At 66.0% G+C, this 25,372-nt stretch carries 27 protein-coding genes and 2 pseudogenes; 17 read left to right on the top strand and 12 right to left on the bottom strand.

Features of this window, described 5'->3' with window-relative positions; genetic code table 11:
• Positions 1-21: 21 nt before the first annotated feature.
• The 3 genes from AKN83_RS30400 to AKN83_RS30390 all read right to left on the bottom strand — a co-directional run bounded on the left by AKN83_RS30400 (position 22) and on the right by AKN83_RS30390 (position 1,966).
• Positions 22-828 carry an FAD binding domain-containing protein gene (locus AKN83_RS30400; protein WP_050401967.1) on the bottom strand — a complete coding sequence of 269 codons (807 nt, stop codon included), beginning with the start codon at positions 826-828 and terminating at the stop codon, positions 22-24.
• A 37-nt stretch (positions 829-865) separates the two neighbouring features.
• Positions 866-1,351: a (2Fe-2S)-binding protein gene (locus AKN83_RS30395; protein WP_021077804.1), complete on the bottom strand. Its 486-nt coding sequence runs from the start codon at positions 1,349-1,351 to the stop codon at positions 866-868.
• A 168-nt stretch (positions 1,352-1,519) separates the two neighbouring features.
• Positions 1,520-1,966: an SRPBCC family protein gene (locus AKN83_RS30390; RefSeq protein WP_021077805.1), complete on the bottom strand. Its 447-nt coding sequence runs from the start codon at positions 1,964-1,966 to the stop codon at positions 1,520-1,522.
• A 209-nt stretch (positions 1,967-2,175) separates the two neighbouring features.
• On the opposite strand from AKN83_RS30390, the gene AKN83_RS40085 reads away from it, so the two are divergent.
• From AKN83_RS40085 to AKN83_RS30375, 3 genes are all read left to right on the top strand, one after another.
• The gene (locus AKN83_RS40085) at positions 2,176-3,531 is read left to right on the top strand and encodes a 3-carboxy-cis,cis-muconate cycloisomerase (RefSeq protein ID WP_050402056.1); all 1,356 of its coding nucleotides are present in this window, start codon (positions 2,176-2,178) and stop codon (positions 3,529-3,531) included.
• A 24-nt stretch (positions 3,532-3,555) separates the two neighbouring features.
• Positions 3,556-4,338 (top strand): 3-oxoadipate enol-lactonase, encoded by a 783-nt coding sequence (gene pcaD, locus AKN83_RS40080; RefSeq protein WP_050401968.1) that lies wholly within the window; start codon positions 3,556-3,558, stop codon positions 4,336-4,338.
• 121 nt (positions 4,339-4,459) lie between these two features.
• Entirely contained in the window at positions 4,460-4,852 is a 393-nt protein-coding gene (locus tag AKN83_RS30375; protein ID WP_050401969.1) for a carboxymuconolactone decarboxylase family protein, read from the top strand.
• Here AKN83_RS30375 and AKN83_RS30370 read toward each other — a convergent pair.
• A complete protein-coding gene (locus tag AKN83_RS30370; RefSeq protein ID WP_063695618.1) occupies positions 4,832-5,374 on the bottom strand; it encodes a hypothetical protein in 543 nt (180 codons plus the stop codon). The genes AKN83_RS30375 and AKN83_RS30370 overlap by 21 nt on opposite strands.
• Before the next feature lie 178 nt (positions 5,375-5,552).
• Here AKN83_RS30370 and AKN83_RS30365 point away from each other — a divergent pair, with 178 nt between their 5' ends.
• From AKN83_RS30365 to AKN83_RS30330, 8 genes are all read left to right on the top strand, one after another.
• On the top strand, positions 5,553-6,311 hold the full coding sequence (locus AKN83_RS30365) for a hypothetical protein (RefSeq protein WP_050402057.1): 759 nt from the start codon (positions 5,553-5,555) through the stop codon (positions 6,309-6,311).
• Between the two features lie 353 nt (positions 6,312-6,664).
• A complete protein-coding gene (locus AKN83_RS30360) occupies positions 6,665-7,582 on the top strand; it encodes an ABC transporter permease subunit (protein WP_018272404.1) in 918 nt (305 codons plus the stop codon).
• Positions 7,583-7,592: 10 nt separating this feature from the next.
• The gene (livM, locus tag AKN83_RS30355) at positions 7,593-8,918 is read left to right on the top strand and encodes a high-affinity branched-chain amino acid ABC transporter permease LivM (RefSeq protein WP_050401970.1); all 1,326 of its coding nucleotides are present in this window, start codon (positions 7,593-7,595) and stop codon (positions 8,916-8,918) included.
• Positions 8,915-9,748 (top strand): ABC transporter ATP-binding protein, encoded by an 834-nt coding sequence (locus tag AKN83_RS30350; RefSeq protein WP_050401971.1) that lies wholly within the window; start codon positions 8,915-8,917, stop codon positions 9,746-9,748. Before livM ends, AKN83_RS30350 begins: the two co-directional genes overlap by 4 nt.
• Positions 9,748-10,269 carry an endonuclease domain-containing protein gene (locus AKN83_RS30345; protein WP_244522160.1) on the top strand — a complete coding sequence of 174 codons (522 nt, stop codon included), beginning with the start codon at positions 9,748-9,750 and terminating at the stop codon, positions 10,267-10,269. The genes AKN83_RS30350 and AKN83_RS30345 overlap by 1 nt, the downstream gene beginning before the upstream one ends.
• The gene (locus tag AKN83_RS30340; protein WP_063695595.1) at positions 10,266-11,000 is read left to right on the top strand and encodes an ABC transporter ATP-binding protein; all 735 of its coding nucleotides are present in this window, start codon (positions 10,266-10,268) and stop codon (positions 10,998-11,000) included. Before AKN83_RS30345 ends, AKN83_RS30340 begins: the two co-directional genes overlap by 4 nt.
• 124 nt (positions 11,001-11,124) lie before the next feature.
• The gene (locus tag AKN83_RS30335) at positions 11,125-12,243 is read left to right on the top strand and encodes a branched-chain amino acid ABC transporter substrate-binding protein (RefSeq protein WP_050401974.1); all 1,119 of its coding nucleotides are present in this window, start codon (positions 11,125-11,127) and stop codon (positions 12,241-12,243) included.
• 116 nt (positions 12,244-12,359) lie between these two features.
• Positions 12,360-13,355, top strand: coding sequence for a P1 family peptidase (locus tag AKN83_RS30330; protein ID WP_050402058.1), 996 nt, complete (start codon positions 12,360-12,362; stop codon positions 13,353-13,355).
• Here AKN83_RS30330 and AKN83_RS30325 read toward each other — a convergent pair.
• Entirely contained in the window at positions 13,352-14,167 is an 816-nt protein-coding gene (locus AKN83_RS30325; protein ID WP_050401975.1) for an EF-hand domain-containing protein, read from the bottom strand. The two genes, AKN83_RS30330 and AKN83_RS30325, sit on opposite strands and share 4 nt — an antisense overlap.
• A gap of 250 nt (positions 14,168-14,417) precedes the next feature.
• Here AKN83_RS30325 and rpe point away from each other — a divergent pair, with 250 nt between their 5' ends.
• Entirely contained in the window at positions 14,418-15,119 is a 702-nt protein-coding gene (gene rpe / locus AKN83_RS30320) for a ribulose-phosphate 3-epimerase (RefSeq protein ID WP_050401976.1), read from the top strand.
• A 10-nt stretch (positions 15,120-15,129) separates the two neighbouring features.
• On the opposite strand, the gene AKN83_RS30315 is transcribed toward rpe, so the two are convergent.
• The 5 genes and pseudogenes from AKN83_RS30315 to AKN83_RS41925 all read right to left on the bottom strand — a co-directional run.
• Complete coding sequence (locus AKN83_RS30315) at positions 15,130-16,596, bottom strand: serine/threonine protein kinase (protein ID WP_172803645.1); 1,467 nt, start codon at positions 16,594-16,596, stop codon at positions 15,130-15,132.
• Positions 16,596-17,336, bottom strand: coding sequence for a metallophosphoesterase family protein (locus tag AKN83_RS30310; protein ID WP_050401977.1), 741 nt, complete (start codon positions 17,334-17,336; stop codon positions 16,596-16,598). The genes AKN83_RS30315 and AKN83_RS30310 overlap by 1 nt, the downstream gene beginning before the upstream one ends.
• A 124-nt stretch (positions 17,337-17,460) precedes the next feature.
• The gene (locus AKN83_RS30305) at positions 17,461-18,054 is read right to left on the bottom strand and encodes a TetR/AcrR family transcriptional regulator (protein ID WP_050401978.1); all 594 of its coding nucleotides are present in this window, start codon (positions 18,052-18,054) and stop codon (positions 17,461-17,463) included.
• Positions 18,051-18,185, bottom strand: a complete 135-nt coding sequence (locus tag AKN83_RS41825; RefSeq protein ID WP_016843141.1) for a hypothetical protein — start codon at positions 18,183-18,185, stop codon at positions 18,051-18,053. Before AKN83_RS41825 ends, AKN83_RS30305 begins: the two co-directional genes overlap by 4 nt.
• Before the next feature lie 637 nt (positions 18,186-18,822).
• Positions 18,823-19,037 (bottom strand): annotated as a pseudogene (locus tag AKN83_RS41925) (hypothetical protein); the annotation flags it as partial.
• Here AKN83_RS41925 and AKN83_RS30300 point away from each other — a divergent pair.
• The 3 genes and pseudogenes from AKN83_RS30300 to AKN83_RS30290 all read left to right on the top strand — a co-directional run bounded on the left by AKN83_RS30300 (position 19,032) and on the right by AKN83_RS30290 (position 21,779).
• The gene (locus AKN83_RS30300; RefSeq protein WP_050401979.1) at positions 19,032-19,469 is read left to right on the top strand and encodes a histidine kinase; all 438 of its coding nucleotides are present in this window, start codon (positions 19,032-19,034) and stop codon (positions 19,467-19,469) included. The pseudogene AKN83_RS41925 and the gene AKN83_RS30300 sit on opposite strands and share 6 nt — an antisense overlap.
• Positions 19,415-20,397, top strand: a pseudogene (purB, locus tag AKN83_RS41820) (adenylosuccinate lyase); the annotation flags it as partial. The gene AKN83_RS30300 and the pseudogene purB, both read left to right, overlap by 55 nt.
• 209 nt (positions 20,398-20,606) lie before the next feature.
• Positions 20,607-21,779 (top strand): M20 aminoacylase family protein, encoded by a 1,173-nt coding sequence (locus AKN83_RS30290; RefSeq protein ID WP_050401980.1) that lies wholly within the window; start codon positions 20,607-20,609, stop codon positions 21,777-21,779.
• A gap of 67 nt (positions 21,780-21,846) precedes the next feature.
• On the opposite strand, the gene AKN83_RS30285 is transcribed toward AKN83_RS30290, so the two are convergent.
• Positions 21,847-22,839 (bottom strand): agmatine deiminase family protein, encoded by a 993-nt coding sequence (locus tag AKN83_RS30285; RefSeq protein ID WP_083992320.1) that lies wholly within the window; start codon positions 22,837-22,839, stop codon positions 21,847-21,849.
• 148 nt (positions 22,840-22,987) lie between these two features.
• Positions 22,988-23,548, bottom strand: coding sequence for a cytochrome b (locus AKN83_RS30280; protein ID WP_050401982.1), 561 nt, complete (start codon positions 23,546-23,548; stop codon positions 22,988-22,990).
• A gap of 172 nt (positions 23,549-23,720) precedes the next feature.
• Between AKN83_RS30280 and murI the strand changes: the two genes are divergently transcribed.
• Positions 23,721-24,518, top strand: a complete 798-nt coding sequence (gene murI / locus AKN83_RS30275) for a glutamate racemase (RefSeq protein ID WP_050401983.1) — start codon at positions 23,721-23,723, stop codon at positions 24,516-24,518.
• 60 nt (positions 24,519-24,578) lie between these two features.
• Positions 24,579-25,355, top strand: a complete 777-nt coding sequence (locus tag AKN83_RS30270) for an HpcH/HpaI aldolase family protein (protein ID WP_050401984.1) — start codon at positions 24,579-24,581, stop codon at positions 25,353-25,355.
• Positions 25,356-25,372 lie beyond the last annotated feature (17 nt).

Genomic DNA, 25,372 nt, shown 5'->3' with positions numbered 1-25,372 from the left:
TCCCTTGGATGTAGTCCTTAGCTAGTCCTTGGCGTTGGCGGCTTCCACCGCCCGGCGCGTCAGAACGCCGATCAGGTGGGCGCGATATTCCGCACTGCCGTGCAGGTCGCTGTTCAGCCCTTCGGCCGAAACCGCGATGCCGTCGAGCACCTTGTGCGAGAAGCGCTTCTTCAGGGCCTCCTCGAACGCAGCGACGCGGAACACGCCGTCGGAGCCCGCGCCCGTGACCGCGACGCGCACGTCGGACGGACGCTTGGCCACGAACACACCGACCAACGCGTAACGCGAAGCCTGGTTGCGGAACTTGATGTACGCCGCCTTCTTCGGCAGCGGGAACATCACCTTGGTGATGATCTCGTCGGCCTCCAGCGCAGTCGAGAACAGGCCCTGGAAATACTCCTCGGCCTTCAGGCGGCGCTTGTTGGTGACGATGGTGGCACCGAGCGCCAGCACGGCGGCCGGATAATCGGCTGTCGGGTCGTTGTTGGCGAGCGAGCCGCCGATGGTACCGCGGTGGCGCACGGCGGGATCGCCGATCAGACCGGCAAGCTCGGCCAGCGCCGGGATCGCCTCGCCGACAACAGCGGAGTTCGCGACCTCGGCGTGCTTGGCGGTGGCGCCGATCACCAGCGAGCGGCCCTTCATCTCGATGGTGTCGAGACCTTCGATATGGGAGAGGTCGACCAGATGCGGCGGGCTCGCGAGCCGCTGCTTCATGACCGGCACCAGCGTGTGACCGCCGGCGATCAGCTTGGCGTCCTCGTTCTTCACCAAGAGGTTGGCGGCCTGCCGTACGGTGCCGGGGCGATGATATTTGAATTCGTACATTGGATTGTCCTGATCGCGGTCGCGACGAATTGCTGATTTAGGCGAGGTCCGATTTGGCCATCGCCTTGGCGCCGGCGGCGATCGAAGCAACGATGTTCTGGTAGCCGGTGCAGCGGCACAGATTGCCTTCCAGCTCCTCGCGGATCACCTCGTCGGAGAGGTCGTGGCCCTTGCGATGCACGAGGTCGACCGCGGTCATGATCATGCCCGGCGTGCAGAAGCCGCACTGCAGGCCATGATGCTCGCGGAACGCCTCCTGCATCGGATGCAGCGGCGCGCCGTCGGCCGCAAGCCCCTCGATGGTCTTGACCTCATGACCGTCGGCCATCACCGCAAGCGTCGTGCAGGACTTCACCGCCTTGCCGTCCAGGTGCACGACGCAGGCGCCGCACTGCGAGGTGTCGCAGCCGACATGGGTACCCGTCAGCCGCAGGTTTTCGCGCAGAAACTGGACCAGAAGGGTACGGGGGTCGACGTTCGCGTTAACGGGGTTGCCGTTCACGATCATTGAAATCTTGGCCATCAGCACTCTCTTATCTGCCCCACCGCATATCGGCGAAGCAGGCGGTTTAAAATCATTCCAGACGGCATAATATGGGCGCGCCCCGCGATGGGCAACCTTTCGAGCCACCCTTCCAGGACATAACGGCAAGGCATCGCGGGGCCTGAATGAGCCGGCCCGCCTGCAGGGCTAACCCTGCACCGCTTTGGCGAAATTTGCAAAAAATTCGTCCGCCAGCTTCTTGGCGGCGCCGTTGATCAGGCGCTGGCCGAGCTGGGCGAGCTTGCCGCCGATCTGCGCCTCTACGTTGTAGCTCAGCAGCGTGCCGCCATCCTTGTCGGCAAGGCCGACGGTGGCGCCGCCCTTGGCGAAGCCGGCGACCCCGCCCTCGCCTTCACCCGAAATCTTGTAGCCGTTCGGCGGATCGAGGTCGCTCAACATGACCTTGCCCTTGAAGCGGGCGGAGACCGGGCCGACCTTCATCTTGGCGGTGGCGCGGAAGCCGCCCTCGTCGGTCTTCTCCAGCTCTTCGCAGCCGGGAATGCAGGCTTTCAGCACCTCGGGATCGTTGAGCTTGTCCCACACAGCCTGGCGCGGCGCCGCAAGCTGGACTTCGCCGGTCATCGTCATGGCCATGGGGGACCTCCTTTGGTCGCAAGAAACCTTTGCCCCCAAGTAAAGCAGCCGACGCGCAAAGGAAAGGGCACCTTCGGAGGATGTGCGATGCATATTCGCAGCGCAGCAAGACGCGTCCGCCGTTCACGAAATCGCGCAATCCGCTTGCTGAATATGACGGCAACGCGGGGCATTGGCAGCGACGCGCAGGAGTGGTTAGGTCGCGCGCCATGAGCACAGCCCTCTCCCCCCTGCTTGCGCCGATGCTGTCGAGCGCCGCGATGCGCGTGGTGTGCGACGACGCCGCCACCCTGCAAAACATGCTGGACTTCGAGGCCGCGCTGGCCCGCGCCGAGGTGGCCTGCGGCGTGATTCCCGCGGCCAGTGCCGGACCGATCGCCGCGGCCTGTAAGGCCGAATCATTCGACCTCGCCGCGCTGGCCGATGCCGCGACGCGCTCGGGCAACCTGGCGATCCCGCTGGTGAAGGCCCTGACCGCCAATGTCGCCAAGAAGGATGCCCAGGCGGCGCGCTATGTGCATTGGGGCGCGACCAGTCAGGACGTCATCGATACCGCGACCATGCTGTCGTTGCGCGCCGGCATCGATGCCCTGCTCGCCGACCTCGACCGCGCCGTTGCGGGTTTTGCGAAGCTAGCCCGCGCCCATCGCCACACGGCCGTGGTGGCGCGGACCTGGCTGCAGCATGCGCTGCCGATGCCGTTCGGGCTCAAGCTCGCCGAATATGCGGCGGCCCTGCACCGCTCCCGCAAGCGCTTGCTGCGCCTGCGCCGCGAGACGCTGGCGCTGCAATTCGGCGGCGCCGCCGGCACGCTTGCAGCGCTCGGCGACAACGGACTTTCGGTCGCAGCAGCGCTGGCGAAGGAGCTCGACCTGCCCCTGCCGGATGCGCCCTGGCACACCCACCGCGACCGCATCGCCGAGGCCGCCTCCGTGTTCGCGATCCTCGCCGGCAGCTGCGGCAAGATCGCGCGCGACGTCTCGCTGATGATGCAGACCGATGTCGGCGAAGCCTTCGAGCCCGCGGGCGCCGGCCGCGGCGGCTCCTCGACCATGCCGCACAAGCGCAATCCGGTCGCCGCTGCGAGCGCGCTGGGGGCCGCGACCATGGCGCCGAACCTCGCTGCCACGATGCTCGCCGCGCAGGTGCAGGACCATGAGCGCAGCGCCGGCCCGTGGCATGCGGAATGGCCGACCCTGCCGGCCCTGATGCTGGTGACCTCGGGCGCGCTCGCCGCCATCGTCGATCTCGCCGAAGGGCTCGAGGTCGACGCCGCGCGGATGCGCGCCAATCTCGATGCGACCCATGGATTGATCATGGCGGAAGCCGTCACCTTTGCGCTGGCCGAAAAGATCGGCAAGAGTGACGCTCATCATCTGATCGAAGCTGCCAGCAAGCAGGCGGTCGCGGAGAAGAAGCATTTGCGCGACGTGCTGTCCGCGGATGCCAAGGTCACCGCGCATCTCGACACCAAGCGTATCGCAGACCTGTTCGAGCCGATGGCCTATCAGGGCGCCTCGCAGGCGCTGATCGACCGCCTGCTGGCCTCGCTGGATGACAAGTAGCGGGATAACGAGAGGGACGAGCCGATGCCGATGATCAATGCCGACGGATGCCTGCTGAACGTCCAGGTGGATGGCCGCGATGGCGGGCCGACCTTGATGCTGTCGAACTCGCTCGGCTGCACCTTGCAGATGTGGGAGCCGCAGATGCGGGCGCTGACGCAGATGTTCCGCGTCGTCCGCTACGATCGCAGAGGCCACGGCAAATCCGGCGTGCCGGCGGGGCCCTACTCGATGGAGCGGTTCGGCCGCGACGTGCTGGCGATCCTCAACGACCTCAACATCGAGAAGGTGCACTGGTGCGGCCTGTCGATGGGCGGCATGGTCGGGCAGTGGTTAGGGGCCAACGCGCCTGACAGATTCGGCAAGATCATCCTCGCCAACACCGCCTGCTATTACCCCGATCCGACCAACTGGCTGAACCGCATCAGGGCGGTGAAGCAAGGCGGCATCGCAGCCGTCGCCGACACCGTGATCGCGGGCTGGCTGACCGCCGACTTCCGCGAGCGCGAGCCGGAGACCACCGCGCGCATGAAGGCGATGCTGCTGGCCTCTCCGGTAGAAGGCTATCTCGCCTGCTGCGAAGCGCTCTCGACGCTCGACCAGCGCGCGCTCCTGCCCAGGATCAAGAGCCCGACGCTCGTGATCGCAGGCAAGCAGGACATGGCGACGCCGGTGTCGGCCGGTGAGATGATCCGCAGCGGCATTCCCGGCGCCAGCATGACGCTGCTCGACGCCGCGCACATCTCCAATGTCGAGCAGTCGCACGCGTTCACGGAAGCCGTGGTCGGCTTCCTGACGCAACGTTGACCGCAAGACCTGCGTAGCCCGGATGGAGCGAAGCGAAATCCGGGACCGGTCCTTGCTGTGAATGCTGAACCCCGGATTGCGCTGCGCTCCATCCGGGCTACGATTTCGTGAGGAGACATTCATGGACGACAATCAGCGCCGCGACGACGGCATGACGCAGCGCCGCAAGGTGCTCGGCAACGAATGGGTCGACAGGTCGATCACAAACCGCAACGCGTTCAACACCGACTTCCAGGACCTGATCACGCGCTACGCGTGGGGCGACATCTGGACCCGGCCGCATTTCGATCACCGCACCCGCCGCGTGCTGGTGATCGGCACGATGGTCGCGCTCGGCCAGTGGGACGAGTTTCGCCTGCATGTGCGCGCCGCGCTCAGCGAAGGCGGCTTCACGCCCGGAGACATCAAGGAGATCCTGCTGCAGCAGGCGATCTATTGCGGCGTGCCTGCGGCCAACCACGCCGTCAAGGAAGCCGGCGCGATCATTGCCGAACTAGGGCTGCTGAAGGGATAGCTCGCCTGCCGGCGCCCCCGCCTCAGCGGCAGGCGCCTTGGCAGCTGGCAACGCGGCGGCTCGCTTCGGCGCGGTCTCGAACAGCATTACGATCGCGGTGCCGAGCAGCATCAGAAGCTCGGCGGCATGCATCCGCAATGCCTCGATCTCGCCGACCTTGGAGGCCATCATCATGCTGGCGAAGCTCAGCACGCTGCCGAGGCACAGCGCCACCGCCAGCGCCTCGTCGCCGCCGCTGCTGGTCTTGCGGAGCGGCGAGAACGCGGCCAACGCAAGGAACACCGCGAAGAACGCCACCACCGTGATCCGCGCCAGCGCCAAGAGCCATGCCAGCCGCACCGTCGCCATCTTGCCGAGGTGCAGATAGTCATTGGCATAGAGCGCGATCGACACGCTCGGCCGCTCATAGAGGCCGTGGATCGGCGACACCATGATGCTGAAGGCGATGATGGTCCAGACCGGAATGAAATAGGCCGCAAGCAGCGCGCCGTTGAAGGAGCTGATCCGCCAGTTGTTCGACATTGCCGCTTCCCGTGCTTCCGGCGCCATTTGGGCAGCGACGGTTCAGCCCGCGAGGTAACGCCGATCAATTGCCGGCGGCAATTTAAACCCTTTGTTAAGGTTAAGCGCGGTGCGATGGTTCCGGATCGATGCGATCGGCCGGGCCGGCACCCGCGCCGGCCGGGATAAAGGGGGTAAAATGACCGAAAGAACCCGTATTTTTGTCGCGACGCCCTGCTTCGGCGGCGACCTCAAGATGGCCTATGTGCTGTCCGCCCTGAAGCTTCAGGCCGCAGCCACTGCCCGCGGCATCGACATCCAGTTCCATCTGATCGGAAACGAATCGCTGATCGTCCGCGCCCGCAACGAGCTAGCCCACCAGTTCCTTGTATCCGGCGCGAGCCATCTCCTGTTCATCGATGCCGATATCGGGTTCGAACCCGAGTCTGTCTTCCGGCTGCTGGATTGCGACGCCGAGGTTTCGGCCGCGGCCTACCCGCTCAAGCACATCGATTGGGCAAAGGTGCAGCGGGCTGCGGATGCCAAGCGCAAGAACCTCGCGTCATCCTCGCTGGACTATGTCGTCACATGGGAGGGCGACCAGCTTACGGCGCGCGGCGACGGCTTCGCCAAGGTCCGATATGCCGGCACCGGCTTCCTGATGATGAAACGATCCGCCCTCGTCAGGCTGTGCGACGCCCATCCCGAACTGAAATATCGGGCGAACCACAAGAGCAACGACCTGAACACCGGCAACCTGGTTCGCGCCGACCTCGACCGCGTCTCGCTGTTCGAATGCATGATCGACAAGACGACCGGCGAGTATCTGTCGGAGGATTACGCCTTCTGCCGGCGCTGGCTCGATCTCGGCGGCGAAATCTGGCTCGACCTGCGCAGCGAGCTCACGCATTTCGGTTCATACGCCTTCCGCGGCCGCTTCGCCGATCAGTTGGCCTGAACAGAAAGCAGCAACAAATGAGCTAACGGCCTCGCCGTTCGGCGAGACCCCCTTTTGTTGCATCTGCTCATTTGCACTGAACCGGCACCTCCGGATCTGGCTTCCGGCCCCGCCGGGCTGAAATTCCACCGATTGCGCGGGGAACACGGGTTCCGGCGTGATCATTGCAAGGCAACGAGGTGTCGCCCCTGTGACATCGGAACCGCACCCGCCAAAGTAGTTATGTACAAGCCCTTGTCTGCAGCTGCCACGCTGTTGCCGCCGCCGGGGTTCCGCTGTTAGAAAATACCACGACGCGACGGATCAGGCTGCCGGGGGCCCTCGGCGCGTCACCCCTCGAGTTACGGCAGCGCATGGATTATTTCGCCCAGCAACTGATCAACGGCCTCGTACTCGGTTCGATCTACGGCCTGATCGCCATCGGCTATACGATGGTCTACGGCATCGTCGGCATGATCAACTTCGCCCACGGCGACATCTTCATGATCGGCGGCTTCATCGCGCTGATCTCGTTCCTGGTGCTGGTGTCGCTCGGCCTCACCGCGATCCCCCTGATCCTGCTGATCGTGCTGCTGGTCTCGATGGCAATCACCGCGCTCTATGGCTGGACCATCGAGCGCATCGCCTACCGGCCGTTGCGGCATTCGTTCCGCCTCGCGCCGATGCTGTCGGCGATCGGCATGTCGTTCGTGCTGACCAACTTCTCGCAGGTGTCGCAGGGCGCGCGGGTCAAGCCGGTGCCGCCGATCATCACCGGCGGCTACACGCTGCACGAGGGCTCGCAAGGCTTCGCCGTGCAGCTCTCCAACATCCAGATCATGGTCGTGCTCGCCACCATCGTGGTGCTGGCGCTGTTCACCTGGCTGGTGTCGCGCACCCGGCTCGGGCGCGACATGCGCGCCTGCGAGCAGGACCAGACCATGGCCGCACTGCTTGGCGTCGACGTCGACCGCACCATCTCGATGACCTTCGTGATCGGTGCCGCGCTCGCCGCCGTCGCCGGCATGATGTATCTGCTGTATTACGGCCTGGTCGATTTCTTCATGGGCTTCGTCGCCGGCATCAAGGCGTTCACCGCCGCCGTGCTCGGCGGCATCGGCTCGCTGCCCGGCGCGATGCTCGGCGGGCTTGCGATCGGTCTGATTGAGACGTTCTGGTCGGCCTATTTCTCGGTGGAGTACAAGGACGTCGCCGCGTTCTCGATCCTGATCGTGGTGCTGATCTTCATGCCGACCGGCCTGCTTGGCCGTCCCGAAGTCGAAAAAGTCTGACAGGCACTTCGTGAGCGCGACCTCAGCCCGCCCATCGCCCGCCGCGCAGCCCTCGGGCAGCGCCTTCATTCTCAAGAAAGCCCTGATCAGCGCGTTGGTCGCGCTGGTGCTGTTCTCGCTGATGATCGGCATTCGCACCGAGGCCGGCCCGCAAGGCGGCCTGATCTACTGGACCCGGTTCGGCGATCTCGCCGCTCTCGTCGGCACCGTGTTCGGCGGCAGCATCATCGTCGAGCTGCTGCGGCAGTGGTGGGGACCGGTCGACAAGGACAGCATCGTGCCGAAGCCGGTGCAATCGGCGTTCTCGTTCGCCGGTCGCTGGCTGGCGCCGGCGCTGCTGGTGTTCACCTTCCTCGTGCCGGTCATCTTCTACAACCAGCGCTACATTCTCGACCTGTCGATCCTGGTCCTGACCTATGTGATGCTGGGCTGGGGCCTCAACGTCGTGGTCGGCCTCGCCGGCCTGCTCGACCTCGGCTATGTCGCGTTCTATGCGGTCGGCGCCTATTCCTACGCGCTGCTCGCGACCAATTTCGGATTGTCGTTCTGGGTCTGCCTGCCTCTCGCCGGCATCCTGGCGGCGTTCTGGGGCGTGCTGCTCGGCTTCCCGGTGCTGCGGCTGCGCGGCGATTATCTGGCGATCGTGACGCTCGCCTTCGGCGAGATCATCCGCCTCGTCATCATCAACTGGCAGAGCCTGACCGGCGGCCCCAACGGCGTCTCGGGGATTCCGCGACCGACCATGTTCGGCATTCCACTGACGCCGGGTGACGACGGGCTCGCCGCCAAGCTCGGCATCGAGTTCTCGCCGACCCACCGCCTCGTCTTCCTGTTCTATCTGATCCTGGCGATGGCGCTGCTCACCAACTGGGTGACGATCCGGCTGCGACGGCTGCCGATCGGCCGCGCCTGGGAGGCGCTGCGCGAGGACGAGGTCGCCTGCCGCGCGCTCGGCATCAACACCACGACCACCAAGCTGACGGCGTTCGCGACCGGCGCGATGTTCGGCGGCTTCGCCGGCGCGTTCTTCGCGACAAGGCAGGGCTTCATCAGCCCGGAATCCTTCACCTTCCAGGAATCGGCGCTGGTGCTTGCGATCGTGGTGCTTGGCGGCATGGGCTCGCAACTGGGCGTCGCGCTGGCCGCGCTCTGCATGATCGGCGGCTTCGAGCTGTTCCGCGGCCTCGATCAGTACCGCATGCTGGTGTTCGGCATGGCAATGGTGTTGCTGATGATCTGGCGGCCGCGCGGACTGGTCGGCCATCGCGCGCCGACCGTGTTCCTGGAGCGCAACCAGGCGATCTCCTCCGACCTCGTCAAGGAGGGCCACGGATGAGCGGCGACCATATCCTCACCGTCGACCGCCTGATGATGCGCTTCGGCGGCATCGTCGCGGTCAACGAGCTCTCCTTCACCGCCGAGCGGCGCAAGATCACCGCGCTGATCGGGCCGAACGGCGCCGGCAAGACCACCGTGTTCAACTGCATCACCGGCTTCTACCGGCCGAGTGGCGGCGCGATCCGTCTCGTTCACGATGACGGCCGCATGATCCAGCTCGAGCGGCTGAACGATTTCCGCATCTCCAAGCAGGCCAAGGTGGCGCGCACCTTCCAGAACATCCGGCTGTTTCCCGGCATGACCGCCTTGGAGAATCTGATGGTCGCCCAGCACAACGCGCTGATGCGCGCCTCGGGCCTGACCGTGCTGGGCCTGCTCGGCCTGCCGTCCTGGCGCGAAGCCGAAAAGCGCGCCATCGATCTGGCGCGGACCTGGCTCGACCGCGTCGGCCTGCTCGACCGCGCCGACGACGCCGCGGGCAATCTGCCCTATGGCGACCAGCGCAGGCTCGAGATCGCGCGCGCGATGTGCACCGAGCCCGCCCTGCTCTGCCTCGACGAGCCGGCGGCCGGACTGAACGCGCGCGAGAGCGGCGGCCTCAACGAGCTCTTGCTGTCGATCCGCAACGAACAAGGCACCTCGATCCTTTTGATCGAGCACGACATGTCGGTCGTGATGGAGATCTCCGATCACGTCGTGGTCATGGATTACGGCGTCAAGATCGCCGAAGGCACGCCGCAGGCGGTGCGCGACGACCCCAAGGTGATCGCCGCCTATCTCGGCGCCGACGAGGAAGAAGCGATCGCCGTGATGGAGAGCGGCACGTGATGAGCGCAGCCGCCAAATCCCCCACCTCCCCCTGCAAGGGGGAGGTCGACCGCGAAGCGGGCGGGTGGGGGTCACGCTTTTCCCGCACGAAAGATATGACGGCCCGTGCGCGATCTCTCCGCGTCAACATGACCGATGCCGAAGCCTGTCTCTGGCGCGCGTTGCGTCGCGATCAACTCAATGGTTTTTCTTTCCGCAAGCAGCATCCGATCGGTCCATACACCGTCGACTTCTACTGCTCCCGCCTTCATCTCGCCGTAGAGGTGGATGGCGGGCAGCATGCCGAGTTGCGCAAGCAGGCAGACGATCGCAGAACGCAATGGCTCGCTGAGAAAGGTGTGACAGTCGTCCGTTACTGGAATAACGACGTGCTTTCGAATTTGGAGGGCGTGCTCAGCGATCTGGTCATGCACATGGAGAGATTGGCGCAAGCGGAGGCAACCCCCACCCCAACCCTCCCCCTTTCAGGGGGAGGGAGAACGGACAATCGCGCGCTTGGCGAAGACGGGAGCGAGCGATGACCACACCCCTGCTCGCGGTGCGCGGCGTGCGAGCGGCGTATGGCAAGATCGAGGCACTGAAGGGCGTCGACATCGAGATCAACCGAGGGGAGATCGTCGCGCTGATCGGCGCCAATGGCGCCGGCAAGTCGACGCTGATGATGACGATCTTCGGGCGGCCGCGCGCCCGCGCCGGCTCCATCGAATATGACGGCCACGACATCACCGGCGTGCCGACCCACGAGATCGCGCGGCTGCGCATCGCGCAATCGCCCGAGGGCCGGCGGATCTTTCCGCGCATGAGCGTCGCGGAGAACCTGCAGATGGGCGCCGATGCCACCGAATGCAGCGACGCCGAGCGCGAGGCCGGGCTGGAGCGCGTGTTCGCGCTGTTTCCGCGGCTGAAGGAACGCATCGCGCAGCGTGGCGGCACGCTGTCCGGCGGCGAGCAGCAGATGCTGGCGATCGGCCGTGCGCTGATGAGCCGGCCGCGCCTCTTGATGCTGGACGAGCCGTCGCTCGGGCTGGCGCCATTGATCGCACGGCAGATCTTCGACGCCATCCGCACGCTGAACCGGCAGGACGGTCTCACCGTGCTGATCGTCGAGCAGAACGCCAACCACGCGCTGAAGCTCGCCCATCGCGGCTATGTCATGGTCAACGGCCTGATCACGCTGACCGGAACCGGCAGCGAATTGCTGCAGCGCCCGGAAATCCGCGCCGCCTATCTTGAAGGCGGCCGGCACGGGTAAGCGGCGTCGATTTGCCTGAAAATTGCCGGTGACTTCGCTGCGAAATCAGCCGAGAATGCCCGCGGTTTTGGGGCCCGGCGTGCCGAGCCCTTCCACAAGAGGCAACGACCACGAGGGACGTCTCATGAAATCACTGAAGCTGATCGGCCTGGCATTGGGCGCTTCGTTCGCGTTATCGGCGAGCGCGTTCGCGCAAGACATCACCGTCGCCGTCGCGGGCCCGATGACGGGCTCCGAATCCGCTTTCGGCCGGCAGATGAAGAACGGCGCCGAGCAGGCCGTCGCCGACATCAACGCCGCCGGCGGCGTGCTCGGCAAGAAGCTCGCGCTGGAATCCGACGACGATGCCTGCGATCCGAAGCAGGCGCGCTCGATCGCGGAAAAGATCGGCTCCTCGAAGATCCCGTTCGTGGCCGGCCATTTCTGCTCGTCGTCGTCGATCCCGGCCTCCGAGGCCTATGCCGACGCCAACGTGCTGCAGATCACCCCGGCCTCGACCAACCCGCTGTTCACCGAGCGCAAGCTCTGGAACGTGGCGCGCGTCTGCGGCCGTGACGACCAGCAGGGCCTGGTCGCCGCCGACTACATCGTGAAGAACTACAAGGGCAAGAACGTCGCGATCCTGAACGACAAGACCACTTACGGCAAAGGCCTCGCCGACGAGACCAAGAAGGCGCTGAACAAGGCCGGCTTCCAGGAGAAGATGTTCGAGTCCTACAACAAGGGCGACAAGGACTTCAACTCGATCGTCTCGCGCCTGAAGCGTGACAATATCGATCTGGTTTATGTCGGCGGCTACCATCAGGAAGCCGGCCTGATCCTTCGCCAGATGCGCGACCAGGGCCTGCAGACCGTGCTGATGGCGGGCGACGCCATGAACGACAAGGAGTTCGCCTCGATCACCGGCCCCGCCGCCGAAGGCACGCTGTTCACCTTCGGCCCCGACCCGCGCAACAAGCCGACCGCGAAGGCGATCGTCGAGAAGTTCAAGAGCAAGAACATCGACCCCGAAGGCTACACGCTCTACACCTACGCCGCGATGCAGGTGTGGACCCAGGCCGTCGCCAAGGCCGGCTCGACCGACGCCAAGAAGGTGATGGACACCATCAAGGCCGGCGAGTGGGACACCGTGCTCGGCAAGATGGCTTTCGACGCCAAGGGCGACATCAAGGCGATCGACTATGTCGTCTACAAGTGGGACGCCAAGGGCAACTACACCGAGATCAATCCGAAGGGCTCCTGAGCCCTTCGCGTCTGATCCGACAGAGATACGAAAACGCCCCGGTCCGCCGGGGCGTTTTGCTTATCCGCCGTGGCTGCTATATCGGATCGATCGGACAGCAGGCGGATGGACGCACCGTGAAAAACCTTCTCACCGATATTGCCGGCGTGAGCGTCGGCCACGCCGACGACGCCGTGATCGCCTCCGGCGTCACCGCCATCCTGTTCGAGCGGCCGGCGGTGGCCTCGATCGACGTCCGCGGCGGCGGCCCGGGCACCCGCGAGGACGCGCTGCTGTCGCCGCACAATGTCGTCGAGGCGATCGACGCCATCACGCTGTCGGGCGGTTCGGCGCTCGGGTTAGATGCGGCCGGCGGCGTGCAGGCCTGGCTTGCCGAGCGCGGCCGCGGCTTTCGCATCCGCGATGCGGTGATCCCGATCGTGCCGGGCGCAATCTGCTTCGACCTGCTCAACGGCGGCAACAAGGCGTGGGGACGCTTTCCGCCCTATCGCGATCTCGGTTACGCCGCGGCGAATGCCGCCTCCGACCACTTCGAGCTCGGCAGCGTCGGCGCTGGCCTGGGCGCGACCACCGCCAACCTCAAGGGCGGCCTCGGCTCGGCGTCGGCCGTGACCGACGACGGCATCAAGGTCGCAGCACTCGCGGTGGTCAACGCAGTCGGCAGCGCCACGGTCGGCGGCGGGCCGTGGTTCTGGGCGGCGCCGTTCGAGGTCGATGGCGAGTTCGGCGGACGCGGCCTGCCCTCCGCGTTCACGCCGGACATGCTGAAGATGCGCCTGAAGGGCGGCGCGGATGCGACCGCTGCTGAAAATACCACCCTCGTGGTGGTGGTCACCGACGCGCAACTGACAAAACCGCAGGCTCGGCGCCTTGCAATGATCGCGCAGACCGGCATGGCGCGCGCGATCTACCCGGTGCACGCCCCGCTCGACGGCGATGTGGTGTTTGCCGCGGCGACCGGCGCAAAGGTGGTCGATCCGCTGTTCGGCCTGAGCAAGCTCGGCGGGGTCGCCGCCAACACGGTGGCGCGCGCCATCGCACGCGGCGTTCATTCAGCGACCGCCCTGCCTTATCCCGGCGCGCTGCCGAGTTGGCGGGACAAATTCGGTTAGGCGCTGACCGAGAGCGACGACGAGGCCTGGGCGGAGATCGCTTGCGACTGGCGCTCGATCAGCTGCTCGATGAAATTGTAGGACGAGGTCGCGTTGTTGCCGGCGGAGGAGGAATTCGAGCTGCCGGTGGTCGACGCTGTCGCTGGCGTTGTCATCGACACCTTGGAGCCGTCGGCGTAGGTCGTCGTCGTGGTGGTCGAGCCGTCGCTGTTGGTCACCGACGTCGAGGTCGCGCCGTTCAGCGCCTGCATCAAGGGATCTGAGCTCGATCCGCCCGCGCCGCTGCTGGCGCCGGATCCATCGGTCGAGCCGGTTTCCATGTGACGATGATGGTGGCCGCCGCCCTTGTGGCCCTGCAACGCCTGCGACATCTCGTCGAGGCTGACGCTGCCGTCGCCATTCTTGTCGAGCTTGGAGAACACGTCGTCGGCCTGCGCGATGTTGGTGCCGCCGGCACCGAGCGCATTCTCGAATTCGGTCTTGGTGATCTGGCCGTTGCCGTCGGCGTCGATCTGCGAGAACAGGTCCTTGAGCGCATCGGCGCGGCCGGTTGGCGGCGTGCTGGTCGAAGCCGTGGTCTGCGACTGGCTCTGCGCGTCGAGCAGCGCGCTCATGGTCTGCGGCGAAATCTGCGGGGTGCTGCTGCTCGATCCGGAGCTGGTGCTGCTGGTCGACGTCGTGGTCGAGGGTGCGAACAGCCCGCTCGACTGGCTTGCCTGGCTGGAGCTGCCGGTCTGCGTCGCCGACTTCGACGACATCAGCGAGCTCAAAAGATCGATGGCGGATGACGCAGCGCCAATGGCAAATAACATGGCAATACTCCAACAAGGCCGCGCCTGGCGGCTCAAACGCTTGCCACGGCGCAGCAAGCGGCGTGCCATGGCAAAAACCCAATAAAACCAGGCCTTGGCGCATCGGTGCGGGTTCCGCCCGCCCGGCAAGAGCTGCCGCCGGCGGCAGAAATTTCCGGCTGTGCGGTGCCGTCCGCTCGCATTGCCCGCCACGCGTCCGCATGTTAGGCGGGATCACCCGTCGCCCCCTGAAGTCTTTCGGAACTGCGCTATGACTCAGTCATTCACCCCGCGTCCCCTCGTTATTGCCCCCTCGATCCTGGCGTCGGATTTCTCGAAGCTCGGCGAGGAGGTCCGCGCCGTCGACCAGGCCGGCGCCGACTGGATCCATCTCGACGTGATGGACGGCCATTTTGTGCCGAACATTTCCTACGGCCCCGATGTCATCAAGGCGATGCGGCCGCACACCAAGAAGATCTTCGACGCCCATCTGATGATCTCGCCCTGCGACCCCTATCTCGAGGCGTTCGCCAAGGCGGGCTGCGACCACATCACGGTGCATGCCGAAGCCGGCCCACATTTGCATCGCTCGCTGCAGGCGATCCGCGCGCTCGGCAAGAAGGCCGGCGTCTCGATCAATCCGGCGACGCCTGTGAGCGCGATCGAATGTGTGCTCGACCTGATCGACCTCGTGCTGGTCATGTCGGTCAATCCCGGCTTCGGCGGCCAGGCCTTCATCCGCTCGGCGATCGGCAAGATCAGCGATGTCCGGGCAATGACCGCGGGCCGTCCGATCGACATCGAGGTCGACGGCGGCGTCGCGCCCGACGTCGCGGGCCAACTCGCCGCCGCCGGCGCCAACGCCTTCGTCGCGGGCTCCGCGGTGTTCAAGGGCGGCACCGTCGAGGCCTACAAGACCAACATCGCCGCGATCCGCAATGCCGCCGCAGCCGCGCGCGGCGAGGCGATCTGATCCAGCGTAGCTAGAAAACCGCGGGCGGCGTGGTCGCGGCGTTCGCCGCCTCATCGCCCGCTTCGGTCGCAGGCACGAGCCGCGACGGCCGCACCACGGTCACCGTGCACGGCGCTTCGGCTGCGACCTTGGCGGACACGCTGCCGAGCAGCGCGCGCCGCATCGAGTTCTGCCGCGCGCCGATGATGATGTGGTCGACCAGGTTGACCGCGGCGAATTCCAGGATCGCGGCGGCGGGATCGATCGCCTCCAGCACATGCACGGTCAGCCGGCTTTCCTCCAGCTTGAACGGCCGCGCCCAGTGCTGCAGCGCCACCAGGCGGTCGACATGCCTGTTCTGGCCCTGCTCGTCAAGCGCGCGGTCGATCGCCAGTCGATTGAGTTTCAGCACGTTGACGCAGGCGAGCCGCGCCGATGGCGACGTCGACAGCACCTGCTCGGCGGTGACGCGGATGGTCTCGTTCAGCGCCTCGGCCTCTTCGCCGAGATCGAGCGCGACGGCAACGATCGCGCTCGATGCGAGCTGGGCCGCGGCATTGGACTTCGGCTGCGGCGGCGCCGCCCCGAGATTGAAGCGGCGGCGCCAGACCGTGCCGAGCGGATCGCGGTTCAGCCGCTGCGCCCGCGCCGTCAGCTTCACCTGTTCGGGGTGGCCGAGATCGAAGGCTAGCTGCGCCGCGGTCGGATAGCGCGCCGCAGGGTCGATCTCGAGACAGCGCAGCACGATCTCCTGCAACCATGGCGGATAGTCGGGCCTCAGCTTGCGCGGCGGATACGGATCGCGCCACAGCCGCCGGCGCATGCCCCGCAAGGTCTCGGTCTCGCCGAACGGGCGGACGCCTGTGGTGAAGAAATACAGCAGCACGCCGAGCGAAAACAGGTCGCTGCGCGGATCGTCGCGCACCCCGAGCAGCCGCTCCGGCGCCATGTAGGGCGCGGTACCGTAAGGCAGCCGAAACTCCTCCTGCAACAGATCGGGCAGATGCTGGTGGTGCGAGAGACCGAAATCGATCAGCACCGCCTCGCCGCGCTCGCGGAACATGATGCTGCTCGGCTTGATGTCGTGATGGATCACGTTCTGCCGATGCAGGCTGGCGAGCGCGGTGGCGACCTTGCCGCCGATCACCCTCACTTCCTCATACGGCAGCGGCAGGGCATCGAGCCGCTTGTAGAGCGTTTGCCCTGGGATGCGCTCCATCACCACATAGGCTTGGCGCTCGAAATCTCCGGTGCCGAAACAGGCCGGCACGTGCGGCCCCGACAACCGCGGCAGGATCATCTGCTCCATCTCGAAGCTGACGATCGCGGCCGGATCCTCGCCCTCCGCGGTGAGCGGCACCTTCATCAGCAGCGGCACATTGATACCGGGATGGGTGACGCTACACAACGTCGCCATGCCGCCGCGGTGCACCCGCTCGCCGATGGTGAAGCCATCGATCTCGGCGCCCGGCTGCATCGTCAGCGCCGCCACCGACATCACCTGCCGACAGCGAGGCGATCGGCGAGCCAGAGCGGCAGGCCGCTCGCCTTGATGCGCGCCGCGGCAGTCGCGACGTCGTAGGGCGCGCGGTGATAGGTGATCTCGCGGCTGATCGTGTCGAACATCGCAAACGATGCCGCGGGATCGCCGTCGCGGGGCTGGCCGACCGAGCCGAGCACGGCGAGCCAGCGCCGGCCGGTCAGCAACTGCACCGCGACGCCCGCGGTCGGAACGAAGCTCGTCATCTTCGCGGTCGAGGACATCGAGTAGAGGCCGGGACGATGGATGTGGCCGCAGAACGTGATCGGCAATTCGGTCGCCATTATGCTGCGCGCGGCATCGGCGGTGTCGCGGACATAGCGCCACCTCGCGGGGTCGGACGCCTCGGAATGCACGTAGAGCCGGTTGTCCTCTTCCCGCGAGATCGGAAGCTCGGCAAGGAAGGCCTTCTGCCCGGCGCTGAGCCGGCCGCGGGTCCAGTCGATGGCGGCCAGCGCGTCGGCATTCATGCCGTCGCTCGGCACGCCGATCGCATTGTCATGGTTGCCGCGCACCGCGATCGCGCCCTTCGCGACCAGGTCCATCACCGTGTCGACGGCCCATTCCGGATCGGCGCCGTAGCCGACGATATCGCCGAGGCAGATCAGCCGCTCGGCGCCGCGCGCGCGCGCAGCATCGAGGCAGGCGGCGAAGGCCTGCCGGTTGGCATGGATATCGGCAAAGAGCGCAAGCCGCATGGTGGTCCGCAGAATGATCGAGAAGAGCAGAACTGATCTTGACGGATATCAAGCACACGCGGCCCAAGGCTCGCAATCGGGCCAAGGGCGTCAAATGATCAGAGGATGTCGGAAGGCAGGTCGGTCAGTGCTTGCACACCCGCACACCCCGCAGCAGCAGGGCGATCAGCGCGTCGATCCGCGCCGGGCATTCCGGCTTGGCCCATTCCTCGGCATGTGCCGGGTGATGGTAGCGGACGGTGGCGTCGAACACGGCCCGCGCGGTCGCCTTCACATCGTCGACCTCGAACACGCCCTGCGCGACACCGTCGGACAGGATTTTCGCGATCAGATCGACCTGCTTGTCCTTGTAGGCTTCCACCACCTCGCGCGCGCCCTGCGCCAGCGCGAGGTAGGTCGCGAACATCTCGGGATCGTCGCAGACTTTCTTCTGCTTGATCGCAAACGCGGTACGCAGCCATTTTTCCAGCCGCTCCGGCGCCGGGCCATCGCTTGCCGCGAGCTTGCACAGCGGCTCGTTGGCGCGGTCGAGCCAGCGTTTGGCGACCGCGTCACGGAGCGAAGCTTTGCTGGGGAAATGGCGGTAGACGCTGCCGTGGCTGACATCCAGCGCACGGGCCACGTCGACAACGGTGGCCTTGGCGAGCCCGAAGCGCCTCAAAACATCCTCGGTTGCTTCGAGGATCCGCTCCGGAGTCAAAACCACCGCCTCGTTCATGCGTTTACCGTCTGGTTATCGCTGTCCTGCCCGCGGGTGAACTTGGCGGCCTGGGCGGCCAAGTGGCGGGCGACGCGAAGGTTGAGCCACTGTTGAATCTGGGCGGTCAATTGAAAGATTTCTATCGTCATGGAGGTAGTCCTTCGAGGTAGTCAAATTAAGTACGGCTCCCCCGGCCAAACGCCGGAACAGCCACTGGGCGCCCTCCTCCCTTGGGCTAATGAGCATATACACCATCTCGCTGACAGATTTCAATATCTGTCAGACAAACTTTGCGAGATGACAGCCATGCGGCCTGGACAGGCCGACGGGCGCCCGCCCGGCCGTACCGCACGCTGCACCGTTCCGTGAGCAGCCGGGACGACCCGCCAGTCCGCGCCTATGTCTCCCTCGGCTGCCCCGGGAGAGGCGTGCATGGATCGCCCAGAGACCTTCAAGGACATCGCCAAAGGCACCGCCGGCGCGGTTGGTCCGGCTCGTCATCGTCGGCTGGCTGATGGTTCTTGCGATCGCATTCCTGACGGTGCTCTGAGCCCACCTCACGGCACCGGAACGACAAGTGTTGGAATTGGCTCCGGAATCGAAAGGGGCCGCTTCACGCAGCGGCCCCTTTGCCGGGAAAATGGCTTCGGGATGAAATCTAGCCCCGGTTATCCACAGACTACACGGTTCAGGGAATTGAGGAATTCCGGATGACTACTGTCCACCCGGCTGACCGATTATTGGCGATCCCTACTTTTATGCCACCCTCGCCTTGGTGCGCGCCTCCTATTGCTGCTCATCCTTGGGCGGCATCCGGGGCGGCGGCAGCGGCGTGAACACCGACCCTTGCGCGGCCGCCGGCGGTGCCACGAATGTCCCGGTGGTGGAATCCCGCCGATCATCTCCACGATCGTCTTCGGCGTGACGTACTCCCTGACGAAATCGGTGATGGTCCCGTCGCCGCCGCCGAAATCCGCTGCCCGCCCGCCCTGCGGGTGTCCCGCCTCCGCAGCGACGAACGCCGCGCGCTGGCCCGCGAGCTGCACGACGAGTTCGGCCAGAACCTCACCGCGATCCTGGCTTTCGCCACCACGATCGAGGCAAGCGCGGGCGACAAGTACGCTGCGGGCACCGAGATTGCGCAGGACGCGCGGATGATCTCGCAGGCGACGCGCCGCATCATCGCCTGCCCGTGCGATACGCTGAACCGCCTGCGCCATCCGCCAGCCGAGGAGCTCGCGCTGGAGGCAAGCCTGGTCGATCTCGTCGACAGCTGGCGATCGCGCACGACGCAGCCGCTGATCCAGCTCGATCTGCACGGCGACCTCGCCGACATCAGCGGCACGGTCGCCGCCACCGCCTATCGCATCGCGCAGGAGTGCCTGACCAATGCACTGTCCAGCTGGTCCGCCTGGCGGTCGAGAGCGGGCTGAAGACGCGCGCCTTCGAGCACAAGATGACGCCGACCATCGGCCGCTCCCACGGCATCCACGCCGAACCGGTCACCTTCGGCCTCAAGCTCGCTTATGCCCATGCCGAGTTCGCACGCGCCCGCGCCCGCCTGCTGGCCGCCCCCGATGAGATTTCGACCTGCGCGATTTCGGGCGCGGTCGGCACCTTCGCCCAGATCGATCCACGGGTCGAAGAGCACGTTGCGAAAGCGATGGGCCTGCGGCCGGAGCCAGTCTCTCGACGCAGGTGATCCCGCGCGACCGCCACGCGATGTATTTTGCCACGCTCGGCGTGATCGCAGCGTCAGTGGAACGGCTTGCGGTGGAAGTACGCCATCTGCAGCGCACCGAGGTGCTGGAAGCGGAGGAGTTCTTCTCCGAGGGCCAGAAGGGCTCCTCGGCAATGCCGCACAAGCGCAACCCGGTGCTGTCGGAGAACCTCTCCGGCCTCTCGCGCATGGTGCGCGCCTATGTGACGCCGGCGCTGGAGAACGTCGTGCTGTGGCACGAGCGCGACATCTCGCACTCCTCGGCCGAGCGCATGATGGCTCCCGACGCCACCGTGACGCTCGACTTCGCACTGGTCCGCCTCGCCGGCTTGATCGAGAAGCTGCTGGTCTACCCGCAGAACATGCAGAAGAACCTCGACCGGCTCGGCGGCCTCGTGCATTCGCAGCGCGTTTTGGTCGCGCTGACCCAGAAGGGCGCCAGCCGCGAAGACGCCTACAAATTCGTGCAGCGCAACGCGATGCCGGTGTGGCGCGGCGAAGGCGACTTTCAGACGCTGCTGAAGCACGACGCCGATGTGAAGAAGTACCTGTCGGATGCCGAGATCGAGGAGAAGTTCGACCTCGGCTATCACCTCAAGCATGTCGATACGATCTTCAAGCGGGTATTCGGAGAGACCTGAGGATCTTCGCCGTCGTTCCGCGGCACGCGCTCCGCGCGTGAACTCGGAATCTCGGGCCACCATCTCGGGATTCTCCAATTCGCAACTGCGAATTGGAGTCCGAATTGCTCCGGAATAGCAGTCGCTTTCGCGTGACAAGTCGGCGCGTTGCGTTACGTTAACCCGCCCTACAAGGTTCACGACAAGCCCACAAGAAACGGACACTCCCTATGCCCATCGTCAATCGCGTTGCCGCCCTCTCGGATGAAATGGCCGCCTGGCGCCATGACTTCCACGAGAACCCCGAACTGCTCTACGAGGTGCATCGCACCGCCGGCATCGTCGCCGACAAGCTGCGCGAGTTCGGCTGCGACGAGGTGGTGACGGGAATCGGGCGCACCGGCGTGGTCGGCGTGATCCGCGGCCGCAAGTCCGCCTCGGGCAAGACCATCGGGCTGCGCGCCGACATGGATGCATTGCCGATCGCGGAGGCCTCGGGCGTCGCCTACGCCTCGAAGATCCCCGGCAAGATGCACGCCTGCGGCCATGACGGCCACACCGCGATGCTGCTCGGCGCTGCGAAATACCTCACCGAGACCCGCAATTTCGACGGCACCGCGGTCGTGATCTTCCAGCCCGCCGAGGAAGGCGGCGCCGGCGGCAAGGCGATGGTCGACGACGGCCTGATGGTTCGCTGGGGCATCCAGGAGGTCTATGGCCTGCATAACATGCCCGGCCTGCCCGAGGGCTATTTCGCGACCACGCCCGGCCCGATGCTGGCGTCGTCGGACACCTTGAAGATCGTCATCCGCGGCAAGGGCGGCCACGCCGGTGCCGCCCCGCACGAGGCGGTCGACAGTGTCTTGATCGGCGCCCAGATCATCAATGCGCTGCAATCGATCGTGTCGCGCAATGTCGATCCGCTGAAATCCGCTGTGATCTCGATCACGATGTTCGAGGCCGGCAGCGCGTTCAACGTGATCCCGGAGACCGTGACGCTGGGCGGCACCGTGCGCACGCTCGATCCCGGCGTGCGCGACCTGGTCGAGCGCCGGATCGGCGAGATCGCCTCCAACATCGCCAAGGCCTATGGCGGCACGGCGGAGACCGACTACGGGCGGATGTATCCGGTGACGCTGAACCACGCGCGTGAGGCCGGCATCGCCGCCGAGGTCGCCCGCGATGTGGCCGGCGCCGACCGCGTCAACGACAATCTGGTGCCGGTCATGGGCGCTGAGGATTTCGCGTTCATGCTGGAAGCGCGCCCCGGCGCGTTCGTCTTCCTCGGCATGGGCGACGGCCCGATGTGCCACCACCCGGCCTACAAGTTCAACGACAACATCCTCGGCCACGGCGCGTCCTACTGGGTGCGTCTGGTCGAGAAACAGATGCCGGCGGGTTAGCGCCGCTTGCACAACTGATGAACGTCGAACGAGCCGGCCGCGCCCCGTCGCGGCCGGGCCATTCGCATCACGAACGCGGCTGCTGTTGCGTGGCGCAGTGAATGCCGCCCCCGCCGGCGGCGATGCCGTCGATATTGAGCTGGATGATCTCACGGTCGGCAAACAGCTCGCGCAGGATATCGCGCGCGTTGCGGTCCGCGGTCGCGTCGCCGAATTCGGGCGCGATGACGGCGCCGTTGCAGACGTAGAAATTGATGTAGCCGGCGGCGAAGTCCTTGCTGCCGTGCTTTGGACGGACCGTCGACGGGCCCTGCAACACCACGACATCCAGACGCCGGCCCTTCGCATCGACAGCGCCGCGCAGGATATCGAGGTGTCGTCTGGTCACCGCGTGATCGAACGACGACGGGTCCGGTTCGAGGCCCGCCACGACAACGCCGGGACCGGCAAATCGCGCGTAGAAGTCAGTATGGCCGTCGGTGATGTCCCTGCCGGCGATGCCGGGCAGCCAGATGATCTTTTCCAGCCCGAGCAGGCGAGACAGCTCGGCTTCGCACTTGTCCCTGGAGACATCAGGATTGCGATTTGGGTTGAGGACGCAGCTCTCGGTGATGATGGCGGTCCCCTCGCCGTCGACTTCGATCCCGCCGCCTTCCAGCACCAGGCCCGCCTTGATGAACGTTGCGTGCGCCGCCCGGGCCACCTGCGCGGCGACCTCGGCATCGAGCGCATGGCGTTGCTTGTTGCCCCAGCCGTTGAAGTTGAAACCGACCGCGCCAAGCTGCCCCGACGGGTCCCTCACGAACACCGGTCCAGTGTCGCGCATCCACACGTCGTCGACCGGTTGCACGACGAGGCTGACCGAGGGGCCGCACAGCCGCGCGGCAATCTCGCGGTCCTCCTCGCGCACCAGCATGTTGACGCGTTCATAGCCCGCGATCGCCTTGGCTATATTGGCGAGGTTTTCCCTGGCCACCGGAAGCAGCTTGCCGCCCCAGATCGCGGGGCTGGCACCGAACGCCATCCAGGTGGCGGCGTGCGGCGCGCTCTCGTCCGGCATCCGCCAGTTCGCAGTATCCCGCGTCAAATCATCCACGAGCGTGCTGGCCGCGATGGCCCTCCCGGATTCACCGACAGATTAGCGCCGGCGCCGGTGCGACGCCATGACCCGGCAGTCATGACCTGGCAGTCCGGACTTGGCGGTCCAGCTAACGGGCGGGGTCGGCCTCGCCCGCCCCCATCATCCGCGCTGCGACCCGATCGCGCTTGACGAAATGATGGAAGGCGACCGCGGCAAGGTGCAGCACGATCAGCGCGAGCAGGACGTAGGCGAAGAAGATGTGGCGCCCCTCATAGGCATCCGCCGCCTTGTCGGGCGAGGTGATCTGGGGAACGTGGAACAGACCGAAGAAGCTCGAATAGTCCTGGGCGCGGGACCCGGAATGCGCCCAGCCCAGCATCGCCACCAGGACGGTGACGGCATAGAGCGCGCCGTGGTTGACGTGCGCGGCAATCCGCTGCCAGGCAGGCATGTCGGCCGGCAGCGCCGGGGTCGGGTTGACGCCGCGCCAGAGCACCCGCAGCACGGTCAGCAGCAGCACCATGTAGCCGATATCGGCATGGATCGAGCCGTAGAAGAACTTGTCTGCCCGCGCCGGGAAGTGGTTCATCCACCAGCCATAGGCCAGCATGCCGATGATGGCGATGCCCAGTACCCAGTGGAACGCACGGGCGAGCGAGCCCCAGCTCGCGGTGGTATTGCGGATCATGGTCGAATGGCCCCGTTTGGATTTCGCACGTCGCAGCAATGGTTTGCCGTGATACTTGCAGGGATGGGTCAAGGCCACATGAAATTCCCGCCCTCACCGCCTTTTGTCGGCCCCAAAGGCCCGGCAGGCAAAGACAACTGAATGGTAACCCAGGTTCGGATAGAGTTTCCGCGTGTCCACTCCCCCGACCATCCTCGTGTTCGATTCCGGCCTCGGCGGTCTCACCGTGCTGCGCGAGATCGTCCGCGCCCGGCCCGACGCCCACTATGTCTATGTCGCCGACGACGCGTTCTTCCCCTATGGCCACCATACCGAGGACGAGATCATTGCCCGGGTGGTGCCGCTGGTCGGCGAGCTGATCGAGGCCCACGCGCCCGACCTCGTCGTGATCGCCTGCAACACGGCATCGACCCTGGTCATGTCGCACCTGCGCGACGCCTATCCTTTGCCCTTCGTCGGCACGGTGCCGGCGATCAAGCCGGCCTGCGCCTCGTCGAAGACACGGCGGGTCTCGGTGCTCGGCACCAGAGGCACCGTGAAACGGGAATATACCCGCAAGCTGATCTCGGATTTCGCGCAGGGCTGCGAGGTGACGCTGGTCGGCTCCGGCGAGCTCGCCTCACTGGCGGAAGCCGCGCTCAGCGGCGAGAGGGTGCGCGATGAGGAGATCGTGGCCGAGCTTGCGCCCTGCTTCGTCGGCGAAGGCGCCCATGACCCGGACCGCACCGACACCGTGGTGCTCGCCTGCACGCATTATCCGCTGCTGCTGGAACGCCTGACGCGGCTGGCGCCCTGGCCGGTCGACTGGATCGATCCGGCGCCGGCGATCGCCCGCCGCGTCGCCGACCTGCTCGGCCCGGCAGGCTCGGAGAGCGATGAGGCCGGTGCCGAGATGATCTTCACCTCGAAGCGCCCGCACAGGCTGACCGAGGCGCTGATGCCTTTCTTCGGCGGCCGCGTTCCGGCCTGATGCTTTCCGGCGTCACCCTGTACTGCTAGCTTCCCCTCGCCTCATCGAGGGAGCACTGCATTGACATCAGCACCGCTGACGCCGCTCAACCGCCTGCGCCAGGCATGGCGCGACCGGCGCCCGACCTTCGGCGCGATCGCGACCATTCCGAGCATCCAGACCGTGCAGATCATGGCACAGTCCCTGGATTGGATCATCGTCGATCTCGAGCACGGCCCGATCGATCTCGGCACCGCGCATGCGATGATCGTCGCAACCTCAGGCACGCCATGCGTGCCGATGGTGCGGATCGCCGCCAACGAGCCGCACCTGGCCAAGGCGCCGATGGATATCGGCGCGCTCGGCATCAACTTTCCGATGATCTGCAACCGCGGCGACGCCGAGAAGGCCGCGCGCAGCGTGCGCTATCCGCCGAACGGCGACCGGCTCTGGGGCCCGTTCCATGCACCGTTCCGCTGGGGCGTCTCGATGAACGACTACATGGCGACCGCCGACGACGACATGATCTGCATGATCACGATCGAGCATGTCGATGCCGTCGATCGCATCGACGAGATCATGGCGACCCCCGGCATCGACCTTGCGGTGATCGGGCCCGGCGATCTCGCCACCTCGATCAACAAGCGCGGGTCTCCCGACGATCCCGAAGTGGTCGCGCTGATGCAGCGCGCCGAGGAAGGCATCATGAAGAGCGGCGTGCCGATCGGCGGCGTCGCGCGCACCGCCGAGCAGGCCAATGCGATGATCGACCGCGGCTACCTCGCGCTTGCGCTCGGCTTCGACTGGTCGCTATTCCAGCGCGGCATCGCCGCCGCGTTCGCCGGAATCAAGCCGTAGGCGTCGATCGTCGACGT

This window comes from Bradyrhizobium embrapense (assembly GCF_001189235.2).
In the GTDB taxonomy this organism is placed as follows: domain Bacteria; phylum Pseudomonadota; class Alphaproteobacteria; order Rhizobiales; family Xanthobacteraceae; genus Bradyrhizobium; species Bradyrhizobium embrapense.
Note: the sequence above shows the minus strand (reverse complement) of the source record. Positions and strands in the feature narration are given on the sequence as shown.